At 33.0% G+C, this 21,713-nt stretch carries 38 protein-coding genes and 1 pseudogene; all 39 read left to right on the top strand.

Annotated features, from left to right (window positions below; all coding sequences use genetic code 11):
- Nucleotides 1-143, top strand: a pseudogene (gene tuf, locus ACRC03_RS12005) (elongation factor Tu); the annotation flags it as partial.
- Between the two features lie 401 nt (nucleotides 144-544).
- Complete coding sequence (gene rpsJ, locus ACRC03_RS12010) at nucleotides 545-856, top strand: 30S ribosomal protein S10 (protein WP_438652809.1); 312 nt, start codon at nucleotides 545-547, stop codon at nucleotides 854-856.
- Nucleotides 857-949: 93 nt separating this feature from the next.
- A complete protein-coding gene (gene rplC / locus ACRC03_RS12015; RefSeq protein WP_438652810.1) occupies nucleotides 950-1,579 on the top strand; it encodes a 50S ribosomal protein L3 in 630 nt (209 codons plus the stop codon).
- A gap of 28 nt (nucleotides 1,580-1,607) precedes the next feature.
- Nucleotides 1,608-2,231 (top strand): 50S ribosomal protein L4, encoded by a 624-nt coding sequence (gene rplD, locus ACRC03_RS12020; protein WP_438652811.1) that lies wholly within the window; start codon nucleotides 1,608-1,610, stop codon nucleotides 2,229-2,231.
- Nucleotides 2,231-2,521 (top strand): 50S ribosomal protein L23, encoded by a 291-nt coding sequence (rplW, locus tag ACRC03_RS12025; protein ID WP_438652812.1) that lies wholly within the window; start codon nucleotides 2,231-2,233, stop codon nucleotides 2,519-2,521. Before rplD ends, rplW begins: the two co-directional genes overlap by 1 nt.
- A gap of 30 nt (nucleotides 2,522-2,551) precedes the next feature.
- Entirely contained in the window at nucleotides 2,552-3,382 is an 831-nt protein-coding gene (gene rplB, locus ACRC03_RS12030; RefSeq protein WP_438652813.1) for a 50S ribosomal protein L2, read from the top strand.
- 34 nt (nucleotides 3,383-3,416) lie between these two features.
- The gene (gene rpsS, locus ACRC03_RS12035) at nucleotides 3,417-3,698 is read left to right on the top strand and encodes a 30S ribosomal protein S19 (protein WP_438652814.1); all 282 of its coding nucleotides are present in this window, start codon (nucleotides 3,417-3,419) and stop codon (nucleotides 3,696-3,698) included.
- Between the two features lie 31 nt (nucleotides 3,699-3,729).
- Nucleotides 3,730-4,065 carry a 50S ribosomal protein L22 gene (gene rplV / locus ACRC03_RS12040; RefSeq protein WP_438652815.1) on the top strand — a complete coding sequence of 112 codons (336 nt, stop codon included), beginning with the start codon at nucleotides 3,730-3,732 and terminating at the stop codon, nucleotides 4,063-4,065.
- Between the two features lie 22 nt (nucleotides 4,066-4,087).
- Nucleotides 4,088-4,912 carry a 30S ribosomal protein S3 gene (gene rpsC / locus ACRC03_RS12045; RefSeq protein WP_438652816.1) on the top strand — a complete coding sequence of 275 codons (825 nt, stop codon included), beginning with the start codon at nucleotides 4,088-4,090 and terminating at the stop codon, nucleotides 4,910-4,912.
- A gap of 33 nt (nucleotides 4,913-4,945) precedes the next feature.
- Nucleotides 4,946-5,377, top strand: a complete 432-nt coding sequence (rplP, locus tag ACRC03_RS12050; RefSeq protein WP_438652817.1) for a 50S ribosomal protein L16 — start codon at nucleotides 4,946-4,948, stop codon at nucleotides 5,375-5,377.
- Between the two features lies 1 nt (nucleotide 5,378).
- On the top strand, nucleotides 5,379-5,582 hold the full coding sequence (rpmC, locus tag ACRC03_RS12055; protein ID WP_438652818.1) for a 50S ribosomal protein L29: 204 nt from the start codon (nucleotides 5,379-5,381) through the stop codon (nucleotides 5,580-5,582).
- A gap of 23 nt (nucleotides 5,583-5,605) precedes the next feature.
- The gene (gene rpsQ / locus ACRC03_RS12060; protein WP_438652819.1) at nucleotides 5,606-5,860 is read left to right on the top strand and encodes a 30S ribosomal protein S17; all 255 of its coding nucleotides are present in this window, start codon (nucleotides 5,606-5,608) and stop codon (nucleotides 5,858-5,860) included.
- A gap of 24 nt (nucleotides 5,861-5,884) precedes the next feature.
- Complete coding sequence (rplN, locus tag ACRC03_RS12065) at nucleotides 5,885-6,253, top strand: 50S ribosomal protein L14 (protein ID WP_092921812.1); 369 nt, start codon at nucleotides 5,885-5,887, stop codon at nucleotides 6,251-6,253.
- A 22-nt stretch (nucleotides 6,254-6,275) separates the two neighbouring features.
- The gene (gene rplX, locus ACRC03_RS12070; RefSeq protein ID WP_438652844.1) at nucleotides 6,276-6,581 is read left to right on the top strand and encodes a 50S ribosomal protein L24; all 306 of its coding nucleotides are present in this window, start codon (nucleotides 6,276-6,278) and stop codon (nucleotides 6,579-6,581) included.
- A 25-nt stretch (nucleotides 6,582-6,606) separates the two neighbouring features.
- Entirely contained in the window at nucleotides 6,607-7,152 is a 546-nt protein-coding gene (rplE, locus tag ACRC03_RS12075; RefSeq protein WP_438652820.1) for a 50S ribosomal protein L5, read from the top strand.
- Between the two features lie 48 nt (nucleotides 7,153-7,200).
- The gene (locus ACRC03_RS12080) at nucleotides 7,201-7,386 is read left to right on the top strand and encodes a type Z 30S ribosomal protein S14 (protein WP_438652821.1); all 186 of its coding nucleotides are present in this window, start codon (nucleotides 7,201-7,203) and stop codon (nucleotides 7,384-7,386) included.
- A gap of 32 nt (nucleotides 7,387-7,418) precedes the next feature.
- The gene (gene rpsH, locus ACRC03_RS12085; protein WP_438652822.1) at nucleotides 7,419-7,817 is read left to right on the top strand and encodes a 30S ribosomal protein S8; all 399 of its coding nucleotides are present in this window, start codon (nucleotides 7,419-7,421) and stop codon (nucleotides 7,815-7,817) included.
- 30 nt (nucleotides 7,818-7,847) lie between these two features.
- On the top strand, nucleotides 7,848-8,390 hold the full coding sequence (gene rplF, locus ACRC03_RS12090; RefSeq protein ID WP_438652823.1) for a 50S ribosomal protein L6: 543 nt from the start codon (nucleotides 7,848-7,850) through the stop codon (nucleotides 8,388-8,390).
- Nucleotides 8,391-8,427: 37 nt separating this feature from the next.
- The gene (gene rplR / locus ACRC03_RS12095) at nucleotides 8,428-8,796 is read left to right on the top strand and encodes a 50S ribosomal protein L18 (RefSeq protein ID WP_438652824.1); all 369 of its coding nucleotides are present in this window, start codon (nucleotides 8,428-8,430) and stop codon (nucleotides 8,794-8,796) included.
- 28 nt (nucleotides 8,797-8,824) lie between these two features.
- Nucleotides 8,825-9,334, top strand: a complete 510-nt coding sequence (gene rpsE, locus ACRC03_RS12100; protein ID WP_438652825.1) for a 30S ribosomal protein S5 — start codon at nucleotides 8,825-8,827, stop codon at nucleotides 9,332-9,334.
- Between the two features lie 14 nt (nucleotides 9,335-9,348).
- Entirely contained in the window at nucleotides 9,349-9,534 is a 186-nt protein-coding gene (gene rpmD, locus ACRC03_RS12105) for a 50S ribosomal protein L30 (protein WP_438652826.1), read from the top strand.
- Nucleotides 9,535-9,565: 31 nt separating this feature from the next.
- The gene (gene rplO / locus ACRC03_RS12110; RefSeq protein ID WP_438652827.1) at nucleotides 9,566-10,009 is read left to right on the top strand and encodes a 50S ribosomal protein L15; all 444 of its coding nucleotides are present in this window, start codon (nucleotides 9,566-9,568) and stop codon (nucleotides 10,007-10,009) included.
- A gap of 43 nt (nucleotides 10,010-10,052) precedes the next feature.
- Nucleotides 10,053-11,321 (top strand): preprotein translocase subunit SecY, encoded by a 1,269-nt coding sequence (gene secY, locus ACRC03_RS12115; RefSeq protein ID WP_438652828.1) that lies wholly within the window; start codon nucleotides 10,053-10,055, stop codon nucleotides 11,319-11,321.
- 15 nt (nucleotides 11,322-11,336) lie between these two features.
- A complete protein-coding gene (locus tag ACRC03_RS12120; RefSeq protein WP_438652829.1) occupies nucleotides 11,337-11,987 on the top strand; it encodes an adenylate kinase in 651 nt (216 codons plus the stop codon).
- Nucleotides 11,987-12,733, top strand: coding sequence for a type I methionyl aminopeptidase (map, locus tag ACRC03_RS12125; RefSeq protein ID WP_438652830.1), 747 nt, complete (start codon nucleotides 11,987-11,989; stop codon nucleotides 12,731-12,733). The genes ACRC03_RS12120 and map overlap by 1 nt, the downstream gene beginning before the upstream one ends.
- Nucleotides 12,734-12,956: 223 nt before the next feature.
- Entirely contained in the window at nucleotides 12,957-13,175 is a 219-nt protein-coding gene (gene infA / locus ACRC03_RS12130; RefSeq protein ID WP_438652831.1) for a translation initiation factor IF-1, read from the top strand.
- A gap of 34 nt (nucleotides 13,176-13,209) precedes the next feature.
- Nucleotides 13,210-13,323, top strand: a complete 114-nt coding sequence (gene rpmJ / locus ACRC03_RS12135) for a 50S ribosomal protein L36 (RefSeq protein WP_017753001.1) — start codon at nucleotides 13,210-13,212, stop codon at nucleotides 13,321-13,323.
- A gap of 152 nt (nucleotides 13,324-13,475) precedes the next feature.
- On the top strand, nucleotides 13,476-13,847 hold the full coding sequence (gene rpsM, locus ACRC03_RS12140; protein ID WP_438652832.1) for a 30S ribosomal protein S13: 372 nt from the start codon (nucleotides 13,476-13,478) through the stop codon (nucleotides 13,845-13,847).
- Nucleotides 13,848-13,879: 32 nt separating this feature from the next.
- Complete coding sequence (gene rpsK, locus ACRC03_RS12145; protein WP_438652833.1) at nucleotides 13,880-14,278, top strand: 30S ribosomal protein S11; 399 nt, start codon at nucleotides 13,880-13,882, stop codon at nucleotides 14,276-14,278.
- A 32-nt stretch (nucleotides 14,279-14,310) separates the two neighbouring features.
- Nucleotides 14,311-14,934 (top strand): 30S ribosomal protein S4, encoded by a 624-nt coding sequence (rpsD, locus tag ACRC03_RS12150; protein ID WP_438652834.1) that lies wholly within the window; start codon nucleotides 14,311-14,313, stop codon nucleotides 14,932-14,934.
- Nucleotides 14,935-15,011: 77 nt separating this feature from the next.
- Entirely contained in the window at nucleotides 15,012-15,959 is a 948-nt protein-coding gene (locus tag ACRC03_RS12155; protein WP_438652835.1) for a DNA-directed RNA polymerase subunit alpha, read from the top strand.
- Between the two features lie 17 nt (nucleotides 15,960-15,976).
- Complete coding sequence (gene rplQ, locus ACRC03_RS12160; protein ID WP_438652836.1) at nucleotides 15,977-16,318, top strand: 50S ribosomal protein L17; 342 nt, start codon at nucleotides 15,977-15,979, stop codon at nucleotides 16,316-16,318.
- Between the two features lie 136 nt (nucleotides 16,319-16,454).
- Nucleotides 16,455-17,288, top strand: coding sequence for an energy-coupling factor transporter ATPase (locus tag ACRC03_RS12165; protein ID WP_438652837.1), 834 nt, complete (start codon nucleotides 16,455-16,457; stop codon nucleotides 17,286-17,288).
- Nucleotides 17,276-18,142 (top strand): energy-coupling factor transporter ATPase, encoded by an 867-nt coding sequence (locus tag ACRC03_RS12170; protein ID WP_438652838.1) that lies wholly within the window; start codon nucleotides 17,276-17,278, stop codon nucleotides 18,140-18,142. Before ACRC03_RS12165 ends, ACRC03_RS12170 begins: the two co-directional genes overlap by 13 nt.
- Nucleotides 18,136-18,933 (top strand): energy-coupling factor transporter transmembrane component T family protein, encoded by a 798-nt coding sequence (locus ACRC03_RS12175; RefSeq protein ID WP_438652839.1) that lies wholly within the window; start codon nucleotides 18,136-18,138, stop codon nucleotides 18,931-18,933. Before ACRC03_RS12170 ends, ACRC03_RS12175 begins: the two co-directional genes overlap by 7 nt.
- A gap of 11 nt (nucleotides 18,934-18,944) precedes the next feature.
- Entirely contained in the window at nucleotides 18,945-19,676 is a 732-nt protein-coding gene (gene truA / locus ACRC03_RS12180; protein WP_438652840.1) for a tRNA pseudouridine(38-40) synthase TruA, read from the top strand.
- A gap of 120 nt (nucleotides 19,677-19,796) precedes the next feature.
- On the top strand, nucleotides 19,797-20,228 hold the full coding sequence (gene rplM / locus ACRC03_RS12185; RefSeq protein ID WP_438652841.1) for a 50S ribosomal protein L13: 432 nt from the start codon (nucleotides 19,797-19,799) through the stop codon (nucleotides 20,226-20,228).
- Nucleotides 20,229-20,255: 27 nt separating this feature from the next.
- The gene (gene rpsI / locus ACRC03_RS12190; RefSeq protein WP_438652842.1) at nucleotides 20,256-20,648 is read left to right on the top strand and encodes a 30S ribosomal protein S9; all 393 of its coding nucleotides are present in this window, start codon (nucleotides 20,256-20,258) and stop codon (nucleotides 20,646-20,648) included.
- A 71-nt stretch (nucleotides 20,649-20,719) separates the two neighbouring features.
- Nucleotides 20,720-21,424 (top strand): N-acetylmuramoyl-L-alanine amidase CwlD, encoded by a 705-nt coding sequence (cwlD, locus tag ACRC03_RS12195; protein WP_438652843.1) that lies wholly within the window; start codon nucleotides 20,720-20,722, stop codon nucleotides 21,422-21,424.
- Nucleotides 21,425-21,713: the final 289 nt, after the last annotated feature.

Below are 21,713 nucleotides of genomic sequence, written 5' to 3' on the forward strand. Positions count from 1 at the left end.
TAGAAATGGTTATGCCAGGAGATAACGTAACAATGTCAGTAGAGTTAATAAACTCTATAGCAGTTGAAGAAGGATTAAGATTCGCAATAAGAGAAGGTGGAAGAACAGTAGCATCAGGTGTTGTTGCTTCTATAGTAGAATAATCTCTTATACAGAATTATTATATATATATAAAAAGAGGGGGTAATCTCCTCTTTTTTTGTATATAATTCTAAAATAGTATATTATTACTACTCATATTTCGTTGACAATTGGTTTGAAATTTTATATACTAAGTGAGTGCCTTAAAACGAAAGAAAAAAATAAGTTTAGAAAAAACTAATACAAGAAAATAAAACTTGTAAAAAAATAAAAAAAAACTTGTAAAAAAATAAAAAATGATATAAAATATAATAGTGTGCTTGAGAGATACGAAAAAATAAACTAAATCTTAGTTAGAAGCGACCGATTGTCGATTTGTAAAATACAACACACCCGGAGCAGTGTATCGGCATAAGTCGTGCGTAACTAAAGATTAAACGTGCGATAAAGGAGGGAAATTAAAATGGCTCAAAATGAAAAAATAAGAATAAGATTAAAGTCATATGATCACAAATTATTAGATTTTTCAGCTGCTAAAATAGTTGAAACTGCTAAGAAGGCTGGATCACAAGTTTCAGGACCTGTGCCTCTACCAACAGAGAAACAAATTGTGACTATATTAAGAGCTGTACACAAGTACAAGGACTCTAGAGAGCAGTTCGAAATGAGAACTCATAAGAGATTAATAGACATAGCGAACCCAACGCCTAAGACAGTTGATTCATTAATGAGATTAGACTTACCAGCTGGTGTTGATATAGAAATAAAGTTATAATAGCAACCTAAGATTAATCCTATAGAAGTGATTATCTTAGAATGATTATGCTGAGAACGTATAATCCGCTGTAAGAATATAGGAGGTGCTAATATGAAAGGTATATTAGGAAAAAAAATAGGTATGACTCAAATATTTACTGAAGAAGGTATATTCGTACCAGTAACAGTGGTTGAGACTACACCAAACGTTGTAACTCAAGTTAAGACAGTTGAGAAAGACGGATACAGTGCAATACAAGTAGGTTTCGAAGATGCTAAAGAAAAATCATTAAACAAACCTCAAAAAGGACACTTAGCTGCTGCTAACGTGTTAAAGAAGCATTTAAAAGAATTCAGAGTAGATGCTGCAGAAGAGTTTACAGTTGGTCAAGAAATAAAAGCTGACGTATTCGTTGCAGGTGAAAAAATAGATGTATCTGGAACATCAAAAGGTAAGGGATTCCAAGGTCCTATAAAAAGACATGGGCAATCAAGAGGTCCTGAATCTCACGGTTCTAGATACCACAGAAGACCAGGTTCAATGGGAGCATGTTCTTTCCCAGGTAGAGTTTTCAAAAACAAAAAATTAGCTGGACATATGGGTAGCGTTAAGGTTACTGTTCAAAACTTAGAAGTTGTTAAAGTTGACGCTGACAAGAACCTTATATTAGTTAAAGGTGCTATACCAGGACCTAAAGGTTCAGTAGTAACTATAAAGGAAGCAGTTAAGTCTTCTAAATAATGACTAACCTAAGAAAGGAGGAAGCACAATGCCAAAATTAAATGTAATAAATATTAATGGACAAAATGTTGGAGAAATAGAATTAATGGATTCTATATTCAATGTAGAAGTTAATGAACATGTTTTATATGAGGTTGTTAAAAACCAATTAGCAAACAAGAGACAAGGTACTCAATCTGCTAAAACTAGAGCAGAAGTTAGAGGTGGCGGAAGAAAACCTTGGAAACAAAAAGGAACTGGTAGAGCTAGACAAGGTTCTATAAGAGCTGTACAATGGATCGGTGGAGGAGTTGCTTTTGCACCAAAGCCAAGAGATTACAGTTACACATTACCTAAGAAGGTAAGAAGATTAGCTATGAAGAGTGCTTTAACTGCTAAAGTACAAAGTGGTGAAGTAATAGTATTAGATGCTTTAAATATGGAAGCTCCTAAGACTAAAGAGTTCGTTCAAATATTAAACAACGTAAACGCTGCTAAAAAAGCTTTAATAGTAACTGCTGAAAACAATACAAACGTAATAAAATCAGCTGCTAATATAGAAGGTGTTGCAACTGCTACAGTTAACACTATAAATGTTTACGATATATTAAAGTATGATTCATTCATAATAACGACAGATGCTGTTAAAAAAGTGGAGGAGGTGTACGCATAATGACTAATCCACATGATATAATAATGAAACCAGTTGTTACTGAACAAAGTATGGCTGAAATGGTTGGAAAAAAATACACTTTTGTAGTTGCTAAATGCGCTAACAAAACTGAAATAAAGAAAGCTGTGGAAAAAATATTCGGAGTAAATGTAGAAAAAGTTAACACATTAAACTACGATGGTAAAGTTAAGAGAATGGGTAAATCTGAAGGAAGAACTGCAAGCTTTAAGAAAGCAGTAGTTAAATTAACTGCTGATAGTAAAGAAATAGAATTCTTCCAAGGAATGTAATTACCTTATTAACTGAAGGAGGGAAAACAGATGGCTATAAAAAAGTTTAAACCAACTTCTCCTGCCTTGAGACAAATGACAGTTTTAGTTTCTGATGAAATAACTTGCAACGAACCAGAAAGAAGTCTTTTAGTTTCTTTAAAGAAAAATGCTGGTAGAAATGCACACGGGAAAATAACTGTTCGTCACAGAGGTGGAGGAAACAGAAGAAAATACAGAATAATAGATTTCAAGAGAAACAAAGATGGTATACCTGCAAAGGTTGCTACTATAGAATATGATCCAAACAGAACTGCTAACATAGCTTTATTACACTATGCAGATGGTGAAAAAAGATATATATTAGCTCCAGTTGGATTAGAGGTTGGAACTACAATATTATCAGGACCAACAGCTGACATAAAGCCAGGAAATGCATTAGCATTAAAGGACATGCCAGTAGGTACTGTAATACACAACATAGAATTAAAGCCTGGAAAAGGAGCTCAATTAGTAAGATCTGCTGGAGTTTCTGCTCAATTAATGGCTAAAGAAGGAAAGAAAGCTTTATTAAGATTACCATCAGGAGAAATGAGATTCGTTCCTGTAGACTGCAAGGCTACTATAGGACAAGTTGGTAACATAGAACACGGTAACGTTGTTATAGGTAAAGCAGGTAGAAAAAGACATATGGGTATAAGACCTACAGTAAGAGGTTCTGTAATGAACCCTTGTGACCATCCACACGGTGGTGGAGAAGGTAGAACTTCAATAGGTAGACCTTCACCAGTTACTCCATGGGGTAAACCAGCTCTTGGATACAAAACTAGAAAGAAAAATAAAGCTTCTGATAAGCAAATAGTATCAAGAAGAACTAAGTAATAGATTACTTTTCACTAGGAAAGGAGGATATTAAATGTCAAGATCAACTAAAAAAGGACCTTTCGTACATGCGAGACTTTTAAAGAAAATAGATGCAATGAACGCTGCTGGAAGTAGAGAAGTTATAAAGACTTGGTCAAGAACTTCAACTATATTCCCACAAATGGTAGAACATACTATAGCTGTTCATGATGGTAGAAGACATGTGCCTGTATTTGTAACAGAAGATATGGTTGGACACAAATTAGGTGAGTTCGTTCCTACAAGAACTTTTAAAGGACATAAGGACGACGAAAAATCTAATAAAAGAAAATAATAATTTCTGACTAAGGAAGGAGGAATAGCAAATGGAAGCAAAAGCTACTGCTAAATATGTACGTGTATCACCAAGAAAAGCAGGACAAATCTGTGCCCTTGTTAGAGGAAAGAATGTTGATGAAGCATTAGCTATATTAAAGTTCACTCCAAGAGGAGCAGCTTCAATAATAGCTAAAGTTGTAAAATCTGCTAAAGCAAACGCTGAAAACAACCATGAAATGGATGTTGAAAATTTATATATAGCATCTGTAGTTGCAAACCAAGGACCAACAATGAAGAGATTCATGCCTAGAGCAATGGGACGTGCAACAATGATAAGAAAGAGAACTTCTCATATAGAGGTTGTCGTTAAGGAAAAAAAATAATTCATAGATAGGAGGGAAAACAATGGGTCAAAAGGTTAATCCACATGGACTAAGAGTCGGTGTCATAAAAGATTGGGACTCAAGATGGTTTACAACTGATAAAAAGGAATTCGGAAACTTATTATTAGAAGACCATAATGTACGTAATTTTTTAAAGAAAAAATTATACTCATCTGGAGTTGCTAAGATAGAAATAGAAAGAACAGCTAATAAGTTGAAATTAGATCTACACGTTGCTAAGCCAGGTATAGTTATAGGAAGAGCTGGTGCAGGAATAGAAGCATTAAAAGCTGAATTAGAAAAAATGACTAAAAGAACTATAATAGTTAACATAGTTGAAGTTAGAAACCCAGATAAAAGTGCTCAATTAGTAGCAGAAAATATAGCATTAGCTATAGAGAGAAGGGTTGCTTTCAGAAGAGCTATGAAGCAAGCTATACAAAGAGCTATGAAGTCTGGAGCTAAAGGGATAAAAGTTTCTGCATCAGGAAGATTAGGTGGAGCAGAAATGGCTAGAACTGAAGGTTACAGTGAAGGAAATGTACCTTTACAAACTTTAAGAGCTGATATAGACTATGGTTTCGCTGAGTCTAACACTACTTACGGAAAAACTGGTATAAAAGTTTGGATATGTAATGGTGAAGTTCTTCCTACTAGAAATGGTGTAAACCCAAGAGAAGAGAGAAGAGACAACAGAAGAGACAATAGAAGAGATAACAAGAAAAATGATAGAAGAAACAACAACAGAGGAACTGATAACAGAGGAAATAGAGGAACTGATAACAGAGGAAACAGACCTCAAGGATCATCATCAAGACCTCAAAGAACTGAAAACAGAGGAAATTAATTAGATTTAGGTTCAAGGAAGGAGGAAATACTCATGTTAATGCCAAAGAGAGTTAAACGTCGTAGAGTTCACAGAGGAAGTATGGCTGGTAAGGCTCAAAAAGGTAACAAGGTTACTTACGGAGAGTTCGGATTAGTTGCATTAGAAGCTTCTTGGATAACTTCTAACCAAATAGAAGCTGCCAGAATCGCGATGACTAGATATATAAAAAGAGGCGGAAAAGTTTGGATAAAAATATTCCCTCATAAGCCGGTAACAAGAAAACCAGCTGAAACTCGTATGGGTGCTGGTAAAGGATCTCCAGAATATTGGGTAGCAGTTGTTAAACCAGGAAGAGTAATGTTCGAATTAGCAGGTGTTCCTGAAGATAAAGCTAGAGAAGCAATGAGACTTGCGATGCACAAATTACCAATTAAATGTAAGTTTGTGAAGCGTGAAGATTTAGAAGTAAAGGGTGGTGAATAGGATGCAAGCTAAAGAATTAAAAGATTTAACAGGCGAAGAGCTAACGAACAAGTTAAATAACTTCAAAAGTGAATTATTTAGCTTAAGATTCCAATTAGCTACTGGTCAATTAGAAAATACAGCAAGAATAAAATTCGTTAAGAAAGATATAGCGAGAGTTAAGACTGTACTTGCTGAAAGAAAGTTAAACGAAACTAGAGCTTAATTTGGAAAGGAGACTTTTTAACCATGGAAAGAGGAAGAAGAAAAGTTAGAATAGGCCGTGTTGTAAGTGACAATATGGATAAAACTATAGTTGTTTCTGTTGAAGATTTCGTACGTCATCCATTATATAATAAGCCAGTTAAGAGAACTAAAAAGTTCAAGGCTCATGATGAACAAAATGTATGTAAAATTGGAGATAGAGTTAAAATAATGGAAACTAGACCTTTATCGAAAGATAAGAGATTCAGATTAGTTGAAGTTGTTGAAAGAGTTAAGTAGTTTTTTGGAAAAGGAGGGATTACGATGATACAACAAGAGACACGTCTAAGAGTTGCGGATAACTCTGGTGCAAAAGAGATACTATGTATACGTGTACTAGGCGGAAGTAAGAGAAGATATGGTAACATAGGTGACGTTATAGTTGCTACTGTTAAAAGTGCAACACCAGGTGGAGTTGTAAAAAAAGGTAAAGTTGTTAAAGCTGTTATAGTAAGAACTAAGCAAGGCGTAAGACGTAAAGATGGAAGTTATATATCTTTCGACGAGAATGCTGCAGTTATAATAAAAGATGATAAAACTCCAGTAGGAACTCGTATATTCGGGCCTGTTGCTAGAGAGTTAAGAGACAATGACTTTATGAAAATAGTTTCTCTTGCTCCAGAAGTACTATAATAAGGAGGTGCAATAGGACATGATGCGTGTTAAAAAAGGAGACACTGTTGTAGTTATAGCAGGAAAAGATAAAGGTAAAAAAGGTGCAGTTACAAAAATATTCACTAAGGCTAACAGAGTATTAGTTGAAGGTGTAAACGTAATAACTAAACACCAAAAGCCAACGGCTATGAACCCACAAGGTGGAATAATAAACAAAGAATCTTCAATTCACATATCTAATGTAATGCCACTTGATCCTGAAACAGGAAAAGGTACTAGAGTTAGATCTGAAATGAAAGATGGAAAAAAAGTTAGAGTATCAGTAAAGAGCGGAAAAGAAATATAATATAGTTTGAAAGGAGGGACCTTAAATGGCTTCTACTAGATTACAAGATAAATACATGAAAGAAGTTGCTCCTGCTTTAATGGAGAAATTTGGATATAAGAATGTTATGGAAATACCTAGGTTAGAAAAGATAGTTATGAACATGGGTATAGGTGACGCTAGAGAAAATCCAAAAGGATTAGAAAAGGCTGTAGAAGAGATGCAAATAATATCTGGACAAAAGCCTGTTATAACTAAAGCTAAAAAATCTGTTGCGAACTTCAAATTAAGAGAAGGTATGCCAATAGGTGCTAAGACGACTTTAAGAGCTGAAAAAATGTACTACTTCATGGATAAATTAGTGTCTGTATCTTTACCAAGAGTTAGAGATTTTAGAGGAATAAATCCTAACGCGTTTGATGGTAGAGGAAACTACGCTTTAGGTGTTAAAGAACAATTAATATTCCCTGAAATAGAATACGATAAAGTTGATAAAGTAAGAGGAATGGATATAATATTCGTTACTACTGCAAAGACTGACGAAGAAGCTCGTGAGTTATTAAAATTATTAGGAATGCCGTTTTCTAAGTAAGCTTAGAAAAGGTCATTTCTAAGCGAAATTACTAAAGGAGGGATTCCAGTGGCAAGAAAAGCGATGATTGTAAAGCAACAAAAAAAGCAAAAGTACGCTACTAGAGAATACACTAGATGTACTATATGTGGTAGACCACACTCAGTTTTAAGAAAATTTGGTGTATGCCGTATATGCTTCAGAGAATTAGCTTATAAAGGTCAAATACCTGGTGTTAGAAAAGCAAGCTGGTAAAAGTTTGTAATAAATGGAAGGAGGTTTTCAATATGACAATGACAGATCCAATCGCAGATATGCTTACTCGTATCAGAAATGCAAATACTGTTAAGCATGAAACTGTTGACGTTCCTGCTTCTAATATGAAGAAAGAATTAGCTAGAATCTTATTAGAAGAAGGTTTCGTAAGAGGTTATGATGTTATAGAAGATGGAAAGCAAGGAATAATAAGAATACAATTAAAGTACGGACAAACAGGCGAAAGAGTTATATCAGGACTTAAGAGAATATCTAAGCCAGGTATGAGAGTTTACGCTTCTAATCAAGAAATACCAAAGGTATTAAACGGATTAGGAATATCAATAATATCTACTTCAAAAGGAATATTAACTGATAGACAAGCAAGAAAAGAAAATGCTGGTGGAGAAGTAATCTGCTACGTTTGGTAATATATACGAACAATGTAAGGAGGTGCGACTATGTCAAGAATAGGTGTTAAGCCAATAACAGTACCAGCAGGTGTTGAAGTAACTATAGTTGAAGGAAACTTAGTTACAGTAAAAGGTCCTAAAGGAGCTTTAACTAAGCAATTTGATGGTGCTATGATGATAAAACAAGAAGAAAATACTATAACTGTTGAAAGACCTACTAACAATAAACAACACAGATCTTTACACGGATTAACTAGAACTTTATTAGATAATATGGTTGTAGGTGTGACTAATGGATTCGAAAAGAAATTAGAATTAGTTGGTGTTGGATACAGAGCTCAAAAGCAAGGAAGTAAATTAGTTATGAACTTAGGATACTCTCATCCAGTAGAGATGGAAGATCCAGAAGGTATAACAGTTGAATCTCCTAACCAAACTGAGTTATTAGTTAAAGGTATAGATAAGCAATTAGTAGGAAACTACGCTGCTAAGATAAGAGACTGGAGAAAGCCAGAGCCATACAAGGGTAAAGGTATAAGATACGCTGGTGAAGTTGTAAGACGTAAAGAAGGAAAAACTGGTAAGAAGTAATAATACCAAACTTAAATGCTAGAAAGGAGTGAGCCCTGTGATAAAAAAAGCTGATAAAAACGCTAATAGACTTCAAAGACACAAGAGAGTTAGAAGAAAGATAACTGGAACTACTCAAAGACCAAGATTATGTGTATTTAGAAGTGCTAACAATATATACGCTCAAATAATAGATGATACAAACAAAGTTACTATTGCTGCTGCATCTTCTTTAGAAGCAGAAGTAAAAGAAGCTGTTAATCATACAGGAAACAAAGAAGCAGCTAGAAAAGTTGGAGAAATGATCGCTAAGAAAGCTGTAGAAAAAGGAATCACTGACGTTGTTTTCGACAGAGGTGGATACTTATATCACGGAAGAATTCAAGAGTTAGCTGAAGGTGCTAGAGAAGCTGGACTTAAATTCTAATTAACTAGAAAGAAGGAGGGAAACGCACATGTTACGTCGTAAACCAATAGATGCAAGACAACTTGACTTAAAAGAAAAAGTTGTTGAAGTTAGACGTGTTACTAAGGTTGTAAAAGGTGGTAGAAACTTCCGATTTTCAGCATTAGTAGTAGTTGGAGATGAAAACGGACACGTTGGTGTAGGTACTGGTAAAGCAATGGAAGTACCAGACGCTATAAAAAAAGCAATAGAAGATGCTAAGAAGAATCTTATAACTGTACCAATAGTTGGTACAACAACACCTCACGAAGTAAACGGACACTTCGGAGCTGGAAAAATATTAATAATGCCTGCTAAGCAAGGTACAGGAGTTATAGCTGGTGGACCTGCTAGAGCGGTACTTGAGTTAGCTGGATTAACAGACGTTAGAGCTAAATCTTTAGGATCTAATAATCCAAGAAATATGGTAAATGCTACAATAGAAGGACTTAATTCTCTTAAGACAGCTGAAGATATAGCTAAATTAAGAGGTAAAAAAGTTGAAGAACTTCTAGGGTAAGGAGGTAGTGAAAAATGGCTAAATTACAAATAAAGTTAGTTAGAAGTACAATAGGAACTACTCCTAACCAAAGAAAAAACGTAGAAGCGTTAGGACTAAGAAAAAGAGAACAAGTAGTTGTTAAAGAAGATAATGCCCAAATAAGAGGGATGATAAATAAAGTTAAGCATTTAGTTAAAGTAACTGAAATAGCTGAGTAATATTTACAGAAGTACGAAGGAGGTGCAATCCATGAAGTTACATGAGTTAAAACCTGCTAAAGGTGCAGTAAGAGCTAAGAGAAGATTAGGTAGAGGTACTGCAGCTGGACAAGGTAAAACTGCAGGACGTGGACAAAAGGGACAATGGTCTCGTTCAGGTGGTGGAGTTAGAGTTGGATTCGAAGGTGGACAAATGCCACTAGCTAGAAGACTACCTAAGAGAGGGTTCAACAACATATTTAAGAAAGTTTACACTGAAGTTAATGTAGAATTATTAAACAGATTCGAAAACGGAACTGAAATAACTGCAGAGTTATTAAAGTCTACAGGAGCTATAAGTAAAATAGAGAAAAATGGTGTTAAGATCTTAGGCGAAGGAAACTTAGAAAAGGCTGTAACAGTTAAAGCTGCTAAGTTTACTGCTTCAGCTCAAGAAAAAATAGAAAAAGCTGGAGGAAAAGCAGAATTAGTTTAATCTAATCTGCTACTCTTAGCCATAACAGGCGGGGTGAGTTAACGTGCTAGCACAGTTAAAACAAGCTTGGAAACTTAAAGATGTAAGAAGAAAAATATTATATACTTTGATGATGATTTTAGTATTTAGGATAGGTGCAACAATACCTGTTCCTGGAGTAGATACAAGTATTATAAAGGGAATGGTTGACTCAAATGGTCTTCTTTCCCTATATAACTTGTTCACAGGAGGAGCGTTTAGTAACTTCACGTTATTTGCTTTAGGGGTAGGACCATATATAACTGCTTCTATCATAATACAACTTTTGACTATAGGTTTTGAAAGTTTGGAAGAACTTCAAAAGTCTGGTGAAGAAGGCAAGAAAAAGATTAATAAGTATACGAAATATATAGCACTAGCTTTAGCATTCGTTCAAGCAATAGCAATTACATTGGGAGTTGTTAAGGGTGCATTAAAAACAGATAGTGTATTTTTTATAATTACAGTTATCTTAACATTAGTATCAGCAAGTATGTTATTAATGTGGATAGGAGATAAAATTACCGAAAAAGGATTAGGTAATGGAAGCTCTATTATAATATTCATAGGTATTATATCAAGAATACCTTACGATGTTATAACAATATCAAAATCCATAGCAGATGGAAAAGTAAACATGTGGGCTGCTTTATTATTAGCAGTAGTTATACTTCTAACAATAACTGCTGTTACATATATACAAGAAGCCACTAGAAAAATACCTGTTCAATACGCTAAAAGGGTTGTAGGAAGAAAAATGTATGGAGGACAAAGTTCTCACATACCAATGAAAGTCAACCAATCAGGGGTTATACCGGTAATCTTTGCTAGTTCACTTTTAGCTTTCCCTCAAACGATAGCTATGTTTATGGGTGCAGATGCTCAAAGTTTTGTTCAAACGTATTTCAACCCTATGGCTAGCCCTGGAGTTTGGATATACAGATGTCTTGAAATTCTGCTGATAGTATTCTTCTCTTATTTCTATACAACTGTATCATTTAATACGGAAGATATAGCGAATAATATGAAAAATAACGGTGGATTTATACCAGGAATAAGACCTGGAAAACCTACTATTGATTATTTAAATAGAATATTATCAAGATTAACTCTTGCGGGAGCATTATTCCTATCTGGAATAGTTATGGTATCAGCTATAATCATGTTCTTTATGAAGATACAAGTAACTTTAGTTGGAACATCTCTATTGATAGTTGTAGGGGTTGCTTTAGAACTTAAGAGACAGTTAGAATCAAATTTAGTTATGAGAACCTACCAAGGTTTCTTAAAATAAATTGGAGATGATAATATGAGAATAATATTACTTGGACCTCCTGGTGCTGGTAAAGGTACACAGGCTGCAGGTATAGTAGAAAAATATAACATACCTCATATATCAACAGGAGATATATTCAGAAAGAATATAAAAGAAGGAACAGATCTTGGAAAGAAAGCAAAAGAATATATGGATCAAGGTTTATTAGTTCCAGATGAGTTAACTGTAGGTTTAGTAACTGATAGAATAGCTCAAGATGACTGTAAAAAAGGATTCATGTTAGATGGTTTCCCAAGAAATGTTGCTCAAGCTAAACATTTAGATGCGTTCTTACAAGAAACTAGTATAGATTTAGACAAGGTAATAAATATCGAAGTTGATAAGAATATATTAGTAGAAAGAGCTGTAGGAAGAAGAATATGTAAATCTTGCGGTGCAACGTATCATGTTATGTTTAATCCTCCTAAAGAAGAAGGCGTATGTAACGTATGCCAAGGAGAGTTATATCAAAGAGCAGATGATACAGAAGAAACTGTATCAAAGAGAATACAAGTTTATCTAGATGAAACAAAACCATTAGTTAATTATTATAGTTCTCAAGGTATAATAGCTAACATAAATGGTCAACAATCTATAGATAAGGTATTTGAAGATATAGTAAAAGCTCTAGGATGTGAAAAATAATGATTATTTTGAAATCCAAAAAAGAAATAGAAATCATGAGAGAAGCTGGTAAAATAGTAGCTGAAACTCATGAGATATTAAAAGCAGCTATAACTCCGGGAATATCTACTTTAGAGTTAGATAAAATAGCTGAAGAGAATATAAGAAAATACAATGCAGTACCATCTTTTAAAGGATATGGTGGATTTCCAGGATCTATATGCGCTTCTATAAATGAAGAAGTTGTACATGGAATACCAGGAGAAAAGCTGTTAAAAGAAGGAGACATTGTAAGCTTAGATATAGGAGCCTATTATAAAGGATATCATTCAGATTCTGCGAAAACTCATGGAGTAGGAATAATAACTGAAGAAGATAGGAAATTAATAGAAGTAACTAAAGAAAGCTTCTATGAAGGCATAAAATTTGCTAAACTAGGATATAGATTATCAGATATCTCACACGCAGTACAAGCACACGTTGAGAAACATGGTTTCTCAGTAGTTAGAGATTTAGTTGGTCATGGAGTTGGCTCAGAACTTCATGAAGATCCTCAAATACCTAACTATGGACCATCAGGAAAAGGACCAAGACTTCAAGCAGGAATGGTTCTGGCTATAGAACCTATGGTAAACGCTGGTCGTTTTCATATTAAGACTTTAGCTGACGGATGGACTATTGTCACAATAGATGGCAAAAAATCAGCTCATTATGAGCACACGATAGCAATCACAGAAGATGAACCACTTATATTAACTTCACTTTAGTTATAAAAAGTAGGTGAACAGGATGTTATCAAATTATTTGAGTATAGGTTTTGATAAACCTAAACTAAAAAAAGTTAAGCACTTGAAAAAAATAATGTTATTAATTATAAAGTTAAAAACAAGATAATATCTTAACAAGATAGTATAGATAATTTTTTAAGAGTTGAACTTACTAAGTTAAATCAAAGTATTTAGCTTATTGAAATGGAGGCTTGGTTAGTTAATGGCCAAAAAAGATGTTATAGAACTAGAAGGTACAGTTAGTGAAAACTTACCTAATGCTATGTTTAAAGTAAAATTAGAAAATGGACATGAAGTATTATGTCACTTATCTGGAAAGCTAAGAATGAACTTCATAAGAATTCTTGAAGGTGATAAGGTGAATGTTGAACTTTCTCCATATGACCTTACAAGAGGAAGAATCACTTGGCGTAAGAAGTAGACTATTTTAAGATTAGTCTAAGGAGGGATTAACAATGAAAGTAAGACCATCAGTAAAACCAATGTGCGAAAAGTGCAAGGTTATAAAAAGAAAAGGTAAAGTAATGGTTATCTGCGAAAATCCAAAGCACAAGCAAAAGCAAGGATAATAAATTATTACTAGCAATTTTCTAAAAATTATAGTATAATATAATACTGTGATGTTAGCAGAAAAATATTTTTAATCGTAAAAAATCTGTACTCGGATTGATATGATATTAAGATTTTAACACTAAAAACTAAGTGTAGGAGGTGCGACTAAATGGCAAGAATAGCTGGAGTAGATTTACCTAGAGAGAAAAGAGCGGAAATAGGCTTAACTTATATATATGGTATAGGTAAAGCGACTGCTAATGAAATATTAGCTAAAGCTGAAATAGATCCTAATGCGAGAATAAAAGACTTATCTGAAGAACAAGTTAACGAATTAAGAAAGATAATAGACAATGATTTCTTAGTTGAAGGTGACTTAAGAAGAGAGATAGCTTTAAACATAAAGAGATTAAGAGATATAAAATGTTACAGAGGTATGAGACATGCTAAAGGTCTTCCACTAAGAGGACAAAGAACTAAGACTAACGCTAGAACTAGAAAAGGTCCTAGAAAGACAGTATCTCGTAAGAAGAAGAAGTAATTAAATAATAACTAGATAGGAGGGAAAATGAAATGGCTAAACCAAAAAAGAAAGTTACACGTGTAAGAAGAAGAGAGCGTAAAAACATAGAACGTGGTCAAGCTCACATACAATCAACTTTCAACAACACTATAATAACTTTAACTGACGTTCACGGAAATGCTATATCTGCTGCATCTTCAGGACAATTAGGATTCAAAGGGTCAAGAAAAGCGACTCCTTTCGCATCTCAAATGGCTGGTGAAACTGCTGCTAAGGCTGCAATGGAACACGGATTAAAGACTGTTGAAGTATTTGTAAAAGGACCAGGATCAGGAAGAGAAGCTGCTATAAGAGCTCTACAAGCTACTGGACTAGAAGTAACAATGATAAAAGACGTTACTCCAATTCCTCACAACGGATGTAGACCACCAAAGAGAAGAAGAGTGTAATTATAATAAAGTAAATTAGGAGGTGCAAAGACATGGCAAGATACACAGGTGCATCATGCAGACAATGCCGTAGAGAAGGAATGAAATTATTCCTTAAAGGTGATAGATGTTATACTGATAAATGTGCTATAGTTAACAGAAACTATGCTCCAGGACAACATGGACAAGGTAGAAAGAAAGTTTCTAACTATGGATTACAATTAAGAGAAAAGCAAAAAGTTAAGAGAATATACGGAGTTTTAGAAACTCAATTCAGAAACCTATACGAGCGTGCTGATAAAATGGCTGGTATAACAGGTGAAAACTTATTAAGCTTATTAGAAAGAAGATTCGATAATGTTGTTTACAGAATGGGATTAGCTTCATCTAGAAAAGAAGCTAGACAATTAGTAGGACACGGTCACTTCTTATTAAACGGACATAAGGCTGATATAGCTTCTATAACAGTTAAACCAGGTGACGTTATAACAGTTAAAGAAAGATCAAAGTCTTCTGCTAAATTCAAAGCTTTAGTAGAAAACAATACTAGAATAGCTCCTAAGTGGTTAGAAGCTAACTTAGAAGAAATGAACGTTAAAGTTGTTGCTGTTCCTTCAAGAGAAGATGTAGATCTTGAAATAGCAGAACACTTAATAGTAGAACTTTACTCTAAGTAATAAGCATATTTTAAAATTAATTTTTAAAATTTTGTTTACCCTCAGTGGATTAATAAATTTAAAGGAGGGTTTTGTCCATGATAGAAATAGAAAAACCAAAAGTAGATATAATCGAACTTAGCGAAGACTATAGATATGGAAAGTTTGTCATAGAACCTCTAGAAAGAGGCTATGGCATAACTATAGGTAATGCTTTAAGAAGAATATTATTATCTTCTTTACCGGGTGTTGCAGTTAACTCTATAAAAGTAGATGGAGTTCTTCATGAATTCTCTACAGTACCAGGTGTTAAGGAAGATGTTACAGAAATGATATTAGCATTAAAAGAACTTTCAGCTACTATAGATGGTGAAGGAAGTAGAACACTTAAAATAGAAGCTCAAGGACCATGCTCTATCAAGGGATCAGATATAATATGCCCTCCAGATGTTGAAATATTAAGCAAAGATTTACACATAGCTACGCTAGATGAAAATTCTAAACTTAATATGGAAATATATGTAGACAAAGGTAGAGGTTATGTTTCTGCTGAAGAAAATAAGACAGAGCATATGCCTATAGGTGTTTTACCTGTAGACTCAATATATACTCCTGTTGAAAAAGTGAGCTACCATGTGGAAAACACAAGAGTAGGTCAAAAAACAGACTATGATAAATTAATACTAGATGTTTGGACTAATGGAAGTATAAATCCTCAAGAAGGAATATCTCTTGCAGCTAAAGTACTAGTTGAACATTTAAATCTATTCATAGACTTAACAGAGCATGTAAGCAATGTTGAGATAATGGTAGAAAAAGAAGAAGACCAAAAAGAAAAAGTTCTTGAAATGACGATAGAAGAATTAGATTTATCAGTTAGATCATACAACTGTTTAAAAAGAGCGGGAATAAATACAGTTGAAGAATTAGCTAATAAGTCTGAGGACGATATGATGAAGGTTAGAAATCTAGGGAAGAAATCTTTAGAGGAAGTAATCCAAAAATTAGAAGAACTTGGACTAGGTCTTAAACCAAGCGAAGAATAGCAAGAAGGAGGGATAGTATGGCTACTTACCGTAAATTAGGACGTGAAACAGCTCACAGAAACCTTATGTTAAGAAACTTAGTAACTGATTTACTAAGAAATGGAAGAATAGAAACTACTGTAACTAGAGCTAAGGAAACTAAAAGAATGGCAGAAAAGATGATAACTCTTGGTAAAAGAGGAGATCTTCATGCTAGAAGACAAGTTTTAGCTTATGTAATAGATGAAACTGTAGTAAATAATTTATTCACTGAAATAGCTCCAAAGTACGCTGAGAGAAACGGTGGATATACTAGAATAATCAAAAAAGGACCAAGAAAAGGCGACGCTGCTGAAATGGCTTTTATAGAATTAGTATAGTATGATAAGGATTAAGCTTAATAGCTTAATCCTTTTTTGTTTTTTAGAAATGTATATAGAATACTTTTTATCTAAACTATGATATAATATTATTTAAAATAGTTTTTTTAGTACTGCTTACAGAAGGAGTAAAAGAATGGATAAAATAGTTAAAGTTAATAATATGTCGTTTGAATATATAACAGATGAATCGGCACATAAAGCGATAGATGAATTAAGTTTAGAAGTGGAAAAAGGTGAATTTGTAGTAATTATAGGGCATAATGGTTCGGGAAAATCTACTTTATCTAAAAACTTAAATGCTATATTATTACCAAGTGAAGGTAGCATACTTATAGATGATTTGGATACTAGAGAAGAAAAAAATTTATGGGAAATAAGGCAAACTGCTGGAATGGTATTTCAAAATCCTGATAATCAAATCGTAGCAACAGTAGTAGAAGAAGATGTAGCTTTTGGACCTGAAAACTTGGGTGTAGAACCTAAAGAAATTAGAAAAAGAGTGGAAGAAGCGCTTAAAAGTGTAGGAATGTATGAATTAAAAGACAGACAACCGCACTTACTATCAGGAGGTCAAAAACAAAGAGTTGCGATAGCGGGTATAATTGCAATGAAACCGAAATGTATAATATTTGATGAAGCGACAGCAATGTTAGACCCATCTGGAAGAAAAGAAGTAATGAAAACTATAAAAAGACTTAATAAAGAAGAGAACATTACAACAATACACATAACTCACTTTATGGAAGAGGCTGTTGAGGCTGATAGAGTCATTGTTCTGGAAAAAGGTAAAAAGGTCCTTGAAGGAACACCAAGAGAAGTTTTTAAAAAAATAGATATGTTAAAAAATATAGGACTAGATGTACCTTGTATGACGGAGCTTTCTGGTATGTTAATCAAAAGTGGTTTAGAAATTAGTAGTGATATATTAACTGTAGATGAGATGGTGATGGAATTATGTCGATTGTAGTAAAAAAATTAACTCATATATATAATGAAGGAATGCCTTTTGCAAGTAAAGCATTGGATGGTGTTAGTGTTGAAATAAAAGATAGAGATTTTGTAGGACTTATAGGACATACAGGATCTGGAAAATCAACATTAATTCAGCACCTAAATGGAATACTAAAACCGACCTCAGGAGAAATTTATATTAATGATTTTAATATTACAGATCCGAAATTAAATTTAACTGAGATTAGAAAAAGAGTAGGAGTAGTATTTCAATATCCAGAATATCAATTATTCGAAGAAACTGTAGAAAAAGATATAGCCTTTGGACCCTCTAATTTAGGTCTAGAGGACAGTGAAATACAAAAGAGAGTAAAAGAGTCTATGGAAGCTGTAGGCCTTGGTTATGATGCCTTTAAAGAAAAGTCTCCTTTTGAATTATCAGGAGGTCAAAAACGAAGGGTAGCTATAGCTGGTGTTATAGCGATGAAACCAGAAGTATTAATCTTAGATGAACCTACAGCGGGATTAGACCCTGGAGGTAGAGATGAAATCTTTGAATTAATAAAAAATCTTCACAAAGAGAGTGATATAACAATAATATTATCATCACATAGCATGGATGATATGGCTAAACTAGCAAAAACTATAATTGTTATGAATGAAGGTCAAATAGAGTTTATTGGAACTCCAAGAGAAGTTTTTAAATCCAATACGTATAGGTTAAAAGAAATAGGATTAGATATTCCTCAAGTTTTAGAATTAGCTCTAAAATTAAGAGAAAAAGGTTTTGATATTAAAGAAGATATACTGACAATAGAAGAGGCACAAGAAGAAATTTTAAAAGTTATGAGAGGTAGGAAAAAATGTTAAAGGATATAACTATTGGACAATACTATCCTACAAATTCTGTTGTTCATAAATTAGACTCTAGAGTAAAACTTATAGCTACTTTTGTATTTATGGTATCCTTATTTGTAATAAATAAATTTTGGCCTTATGCTATAGTATTAGTGTCTTTATTAGCGGTAATAAAACTTTCTAATATACCTGTAAAATACATTGTAAAAGGTGTGAAACCTCTTAGGTGGATTATATTATTTACATTCATAATAAATATATTCTTTTTACCTGGTGATGCGATTTGGTCATTTGGATTTATGACAATAACTAGACAGGGTATAGAACAAGCTGTATTTATGGCAATAAGACTAGTGTTTTTAGTTGTAGGTACATCAATACTAACACTAACAACATCTCCGATTGAGCTTACAGATGGTATAGAAAGACTTTTAAACCCATTTAGAAAAATAGGTTTACCTGTACATGAATTAGCAATGATGATGACTATTGCTTTGAGATTTATACCTACATTATTAGATGAAACAGACAAAATAATGAAGGCTCAAATGTCTAGAGGTGCAGATTTTGAGAGTAAAAATCTTGTAAATAGAGCTAAAAATTTAGTGCCTTTATTAGTACCTTTATTTGTAAGTGCATTTAGAAGAGCAGATGAACTTGCTATGGCAATGGAAGCGAGATGTTATAGAGGTGGATACAATAGGACCAAAATGAAAGAATCTGTAATGACAAAGAGAGATTATATAGCTTATGGAATACAGGTTTCATATTTGGTTATAATTATAGTTACAAGATATTTATAAAGAGGTAAATAATGAGAAATATAAAAATTGTAATCCAATATAATGGTCAAAATTATTGTGGGTGGCAAAAACAACCAGATTCTTTGGGAATACAAGGAACAGTAGAAAAATCAATTTATGAAATTACAAAAGAAGAAGTTAAGATTGTTGGCTCAGGTAGAACAGATGCAGGAGTACATGCTTTAGGTCAAGTTGCAAATTTTAAATTGGACGCTATGATACCCATAGATAAAATACCGAATGCATTAAATGCTAAATTACCAAAAGATATATCTATAATAGATTGTACTGAAGTCAAAGATGAATTTCATTCAAGATATAGTGCGAAAAGAAAAAGATATAGATACTTAATAAATAATAGTCCTTATAGAAATCCTATATATAAGGATATATCTTATCATGTAAAATATGAGCTTGATTTTGAAAAAATGTGTAAAGAAGCAAAACATTTAATTGGAGAACATGATTTCAAAAGTTTTATGAGCTCTGGTTCTTCTGTAACTGATACATTTAGAGAAATTTATGACATTGATTTAGAAAAACAAGAGGGCATGATTATTTTAGAAGTAGAAGGTAATGGATTCTTATATAATATGGTAAGAATAATAGTAGGAACGTTAGTTGATATAGGTAGAGGAAGAATACAAGAAAGTTTAAAAAAGATAATTGATTCAAAAGAAAGAAGTATGTGTGGTCATACAGCTCCAGCACATGGATTATTTCTTAAAAAAGTTGATTATTAGCTTGACACACCAGGGGCCATGTATTAAAATGAATTAGAGTGTGTTAATAAGTCCACTTGCCCCGGACTTGACATAAACGGTAAAATTTTTATATGAAAAAAAAGTTAAGGAGGGACAACTATGAAAAGTTATATAGCTAAGCCAGCTGATGTACAAAGAAAATGGTACATCGTTGATGCTGAAGGAAAAACATTAGGTCGTTTAGCAACTGAAATAGCGACAGTATTAAGAGGGAAGCACAAGGTTACTTTCACTCCGCATGTTGATGGAGGAGACTTCGTTGTTGTTGTAAATGCAGAGAAGGTAGTTTTAACAGGAAAGAAATTAGATCAAAAATTATACAGATACCACACTGGTTATGTAGGTGGATTAAAAGAAATCTCTTACAGAGAAATGATGGCTAAGAAGCCTGAAGAAGTAGTTTCTCATGCAGTAAGCGGTATGTTATGTAAAAACAAATTAAGAAGCAGAATGATGACTAGATTAAGAGTATTCGCAGGAGCAAATCATGATCATGCAGCTCAAAATCCAGAAGTTTTAAACTTTAAATAATAATTACGAGTGAAAGGAGGAGTTATCATGGCTAACGTTCAATATTACGGAACTGGAAGAAGAAAGAGCTCTGTTGCTAGAGTAAGATTAGTAGCAGGTGAAGGAAACATAGTAGTAAATGGAAGAGCAGTTGATGAATTTTTCAACTACGAAACATTAATAAGAGATGTTAAGCAACCATTAGTGTTAACTAACAACGAAACTAAGTACGATGTTATAGTAACAGTTGAAGGTGGAGGATTCACTGGACAAGCTGGAGCTATAAGACATGGTATATCTAGAGCTTTATTAAAAGCTGATATAGATTTAAGACCTGCTTTAAAGAAAGAAGGATTCTTAACTAGAGATGCTAGAATGAAGGAAAGAAAGAAATACGGATTAAAGGCAGCAAGAAGAGCTCCACAATTCTCAAAGAGATAATTTTATATGTTTGTACAAAGGCTTTGGAATATTCCAAAGTCTTTTTTAATATAAATGTATAGGGTGATATTGTGAAAAAATACATAAAACATATATTATTTGGAGGGGTAGCACTAGTATTAATGCTTGTTGCTATATTTGAAGTAAAAAATGTATCTGAAGATGTTATAAAGTATATGCCAGTAACTAATAAAATAATAATATTAGATCCTGGACATGGAGGAATTGATCCTGGTAAATTAAGTAATGATAAATTAATAGAAGAAAAAAATATTAATTTGGCTATTACTCTTAAATTGAGAGAATTATTAGAGTCTAGTGGAGCTGTTGTAATACTTACTAGAGAAGATGATAGTAGCTTGTATACGGAAAATGGGAATAAAACAATAAGACAAAAATATAATGAAAACTTAAAAAATCGAAAAAAAATAATTAAAGAATCAAATGCTGATATGTTTGTATCTATACACTCGAATGCTTTTACAGAATCTAAATATTATGGTGCACAAACTTTTTATCCAAAGGGGAAAGAGGATTCTCAAAAATTATCAAAATACATACAAGGTGAATTGAAAAGAGTTGTAGATGCTACTAATAACAGAGAAATAAAACCAACCGAAGATATATATATATTAAAAGAAAATGAGATACCTTCCGTTTTGGTAGAATGTGGTTTTTTATCTAATGATAAAGAAACTAAATTGTTAAGCAATGAAATATATCAAGAAAAACTAGCGTGGTCTATATATGTAGGTATTCAAAAATATTTTAGTTGAGATGCATAAAATTTAGTAAAAAGAAGATAATAGGTTATATCAGATGATAGTTATTATTTGATATAACCTATTATTTTACAAAAAATATAAAAAAAGCATTGACTTAATTATTTTACAATGTTATTATTAATTAGTACCAAAGAGAAACACATAAGAACTTTGAAAATTAAACAGTAGGTTAATTTATAGAAACAAACATAATTCTTAACAGAATTAAAACACAAACAAACCAAGCCAGATATTCAGATAATGATTAGCTGAGCGATGGACAACTTTTATTTGAGCGTTA

The organism is Romboutsia sp. (genome assembly GCF_051659545.1).
Classification (GTDB): domain Bacteria; phylum Bacillota; class Clostridia; order Peptostreptococcales; family Peptostreptococcaceae; genus JBOFOR01.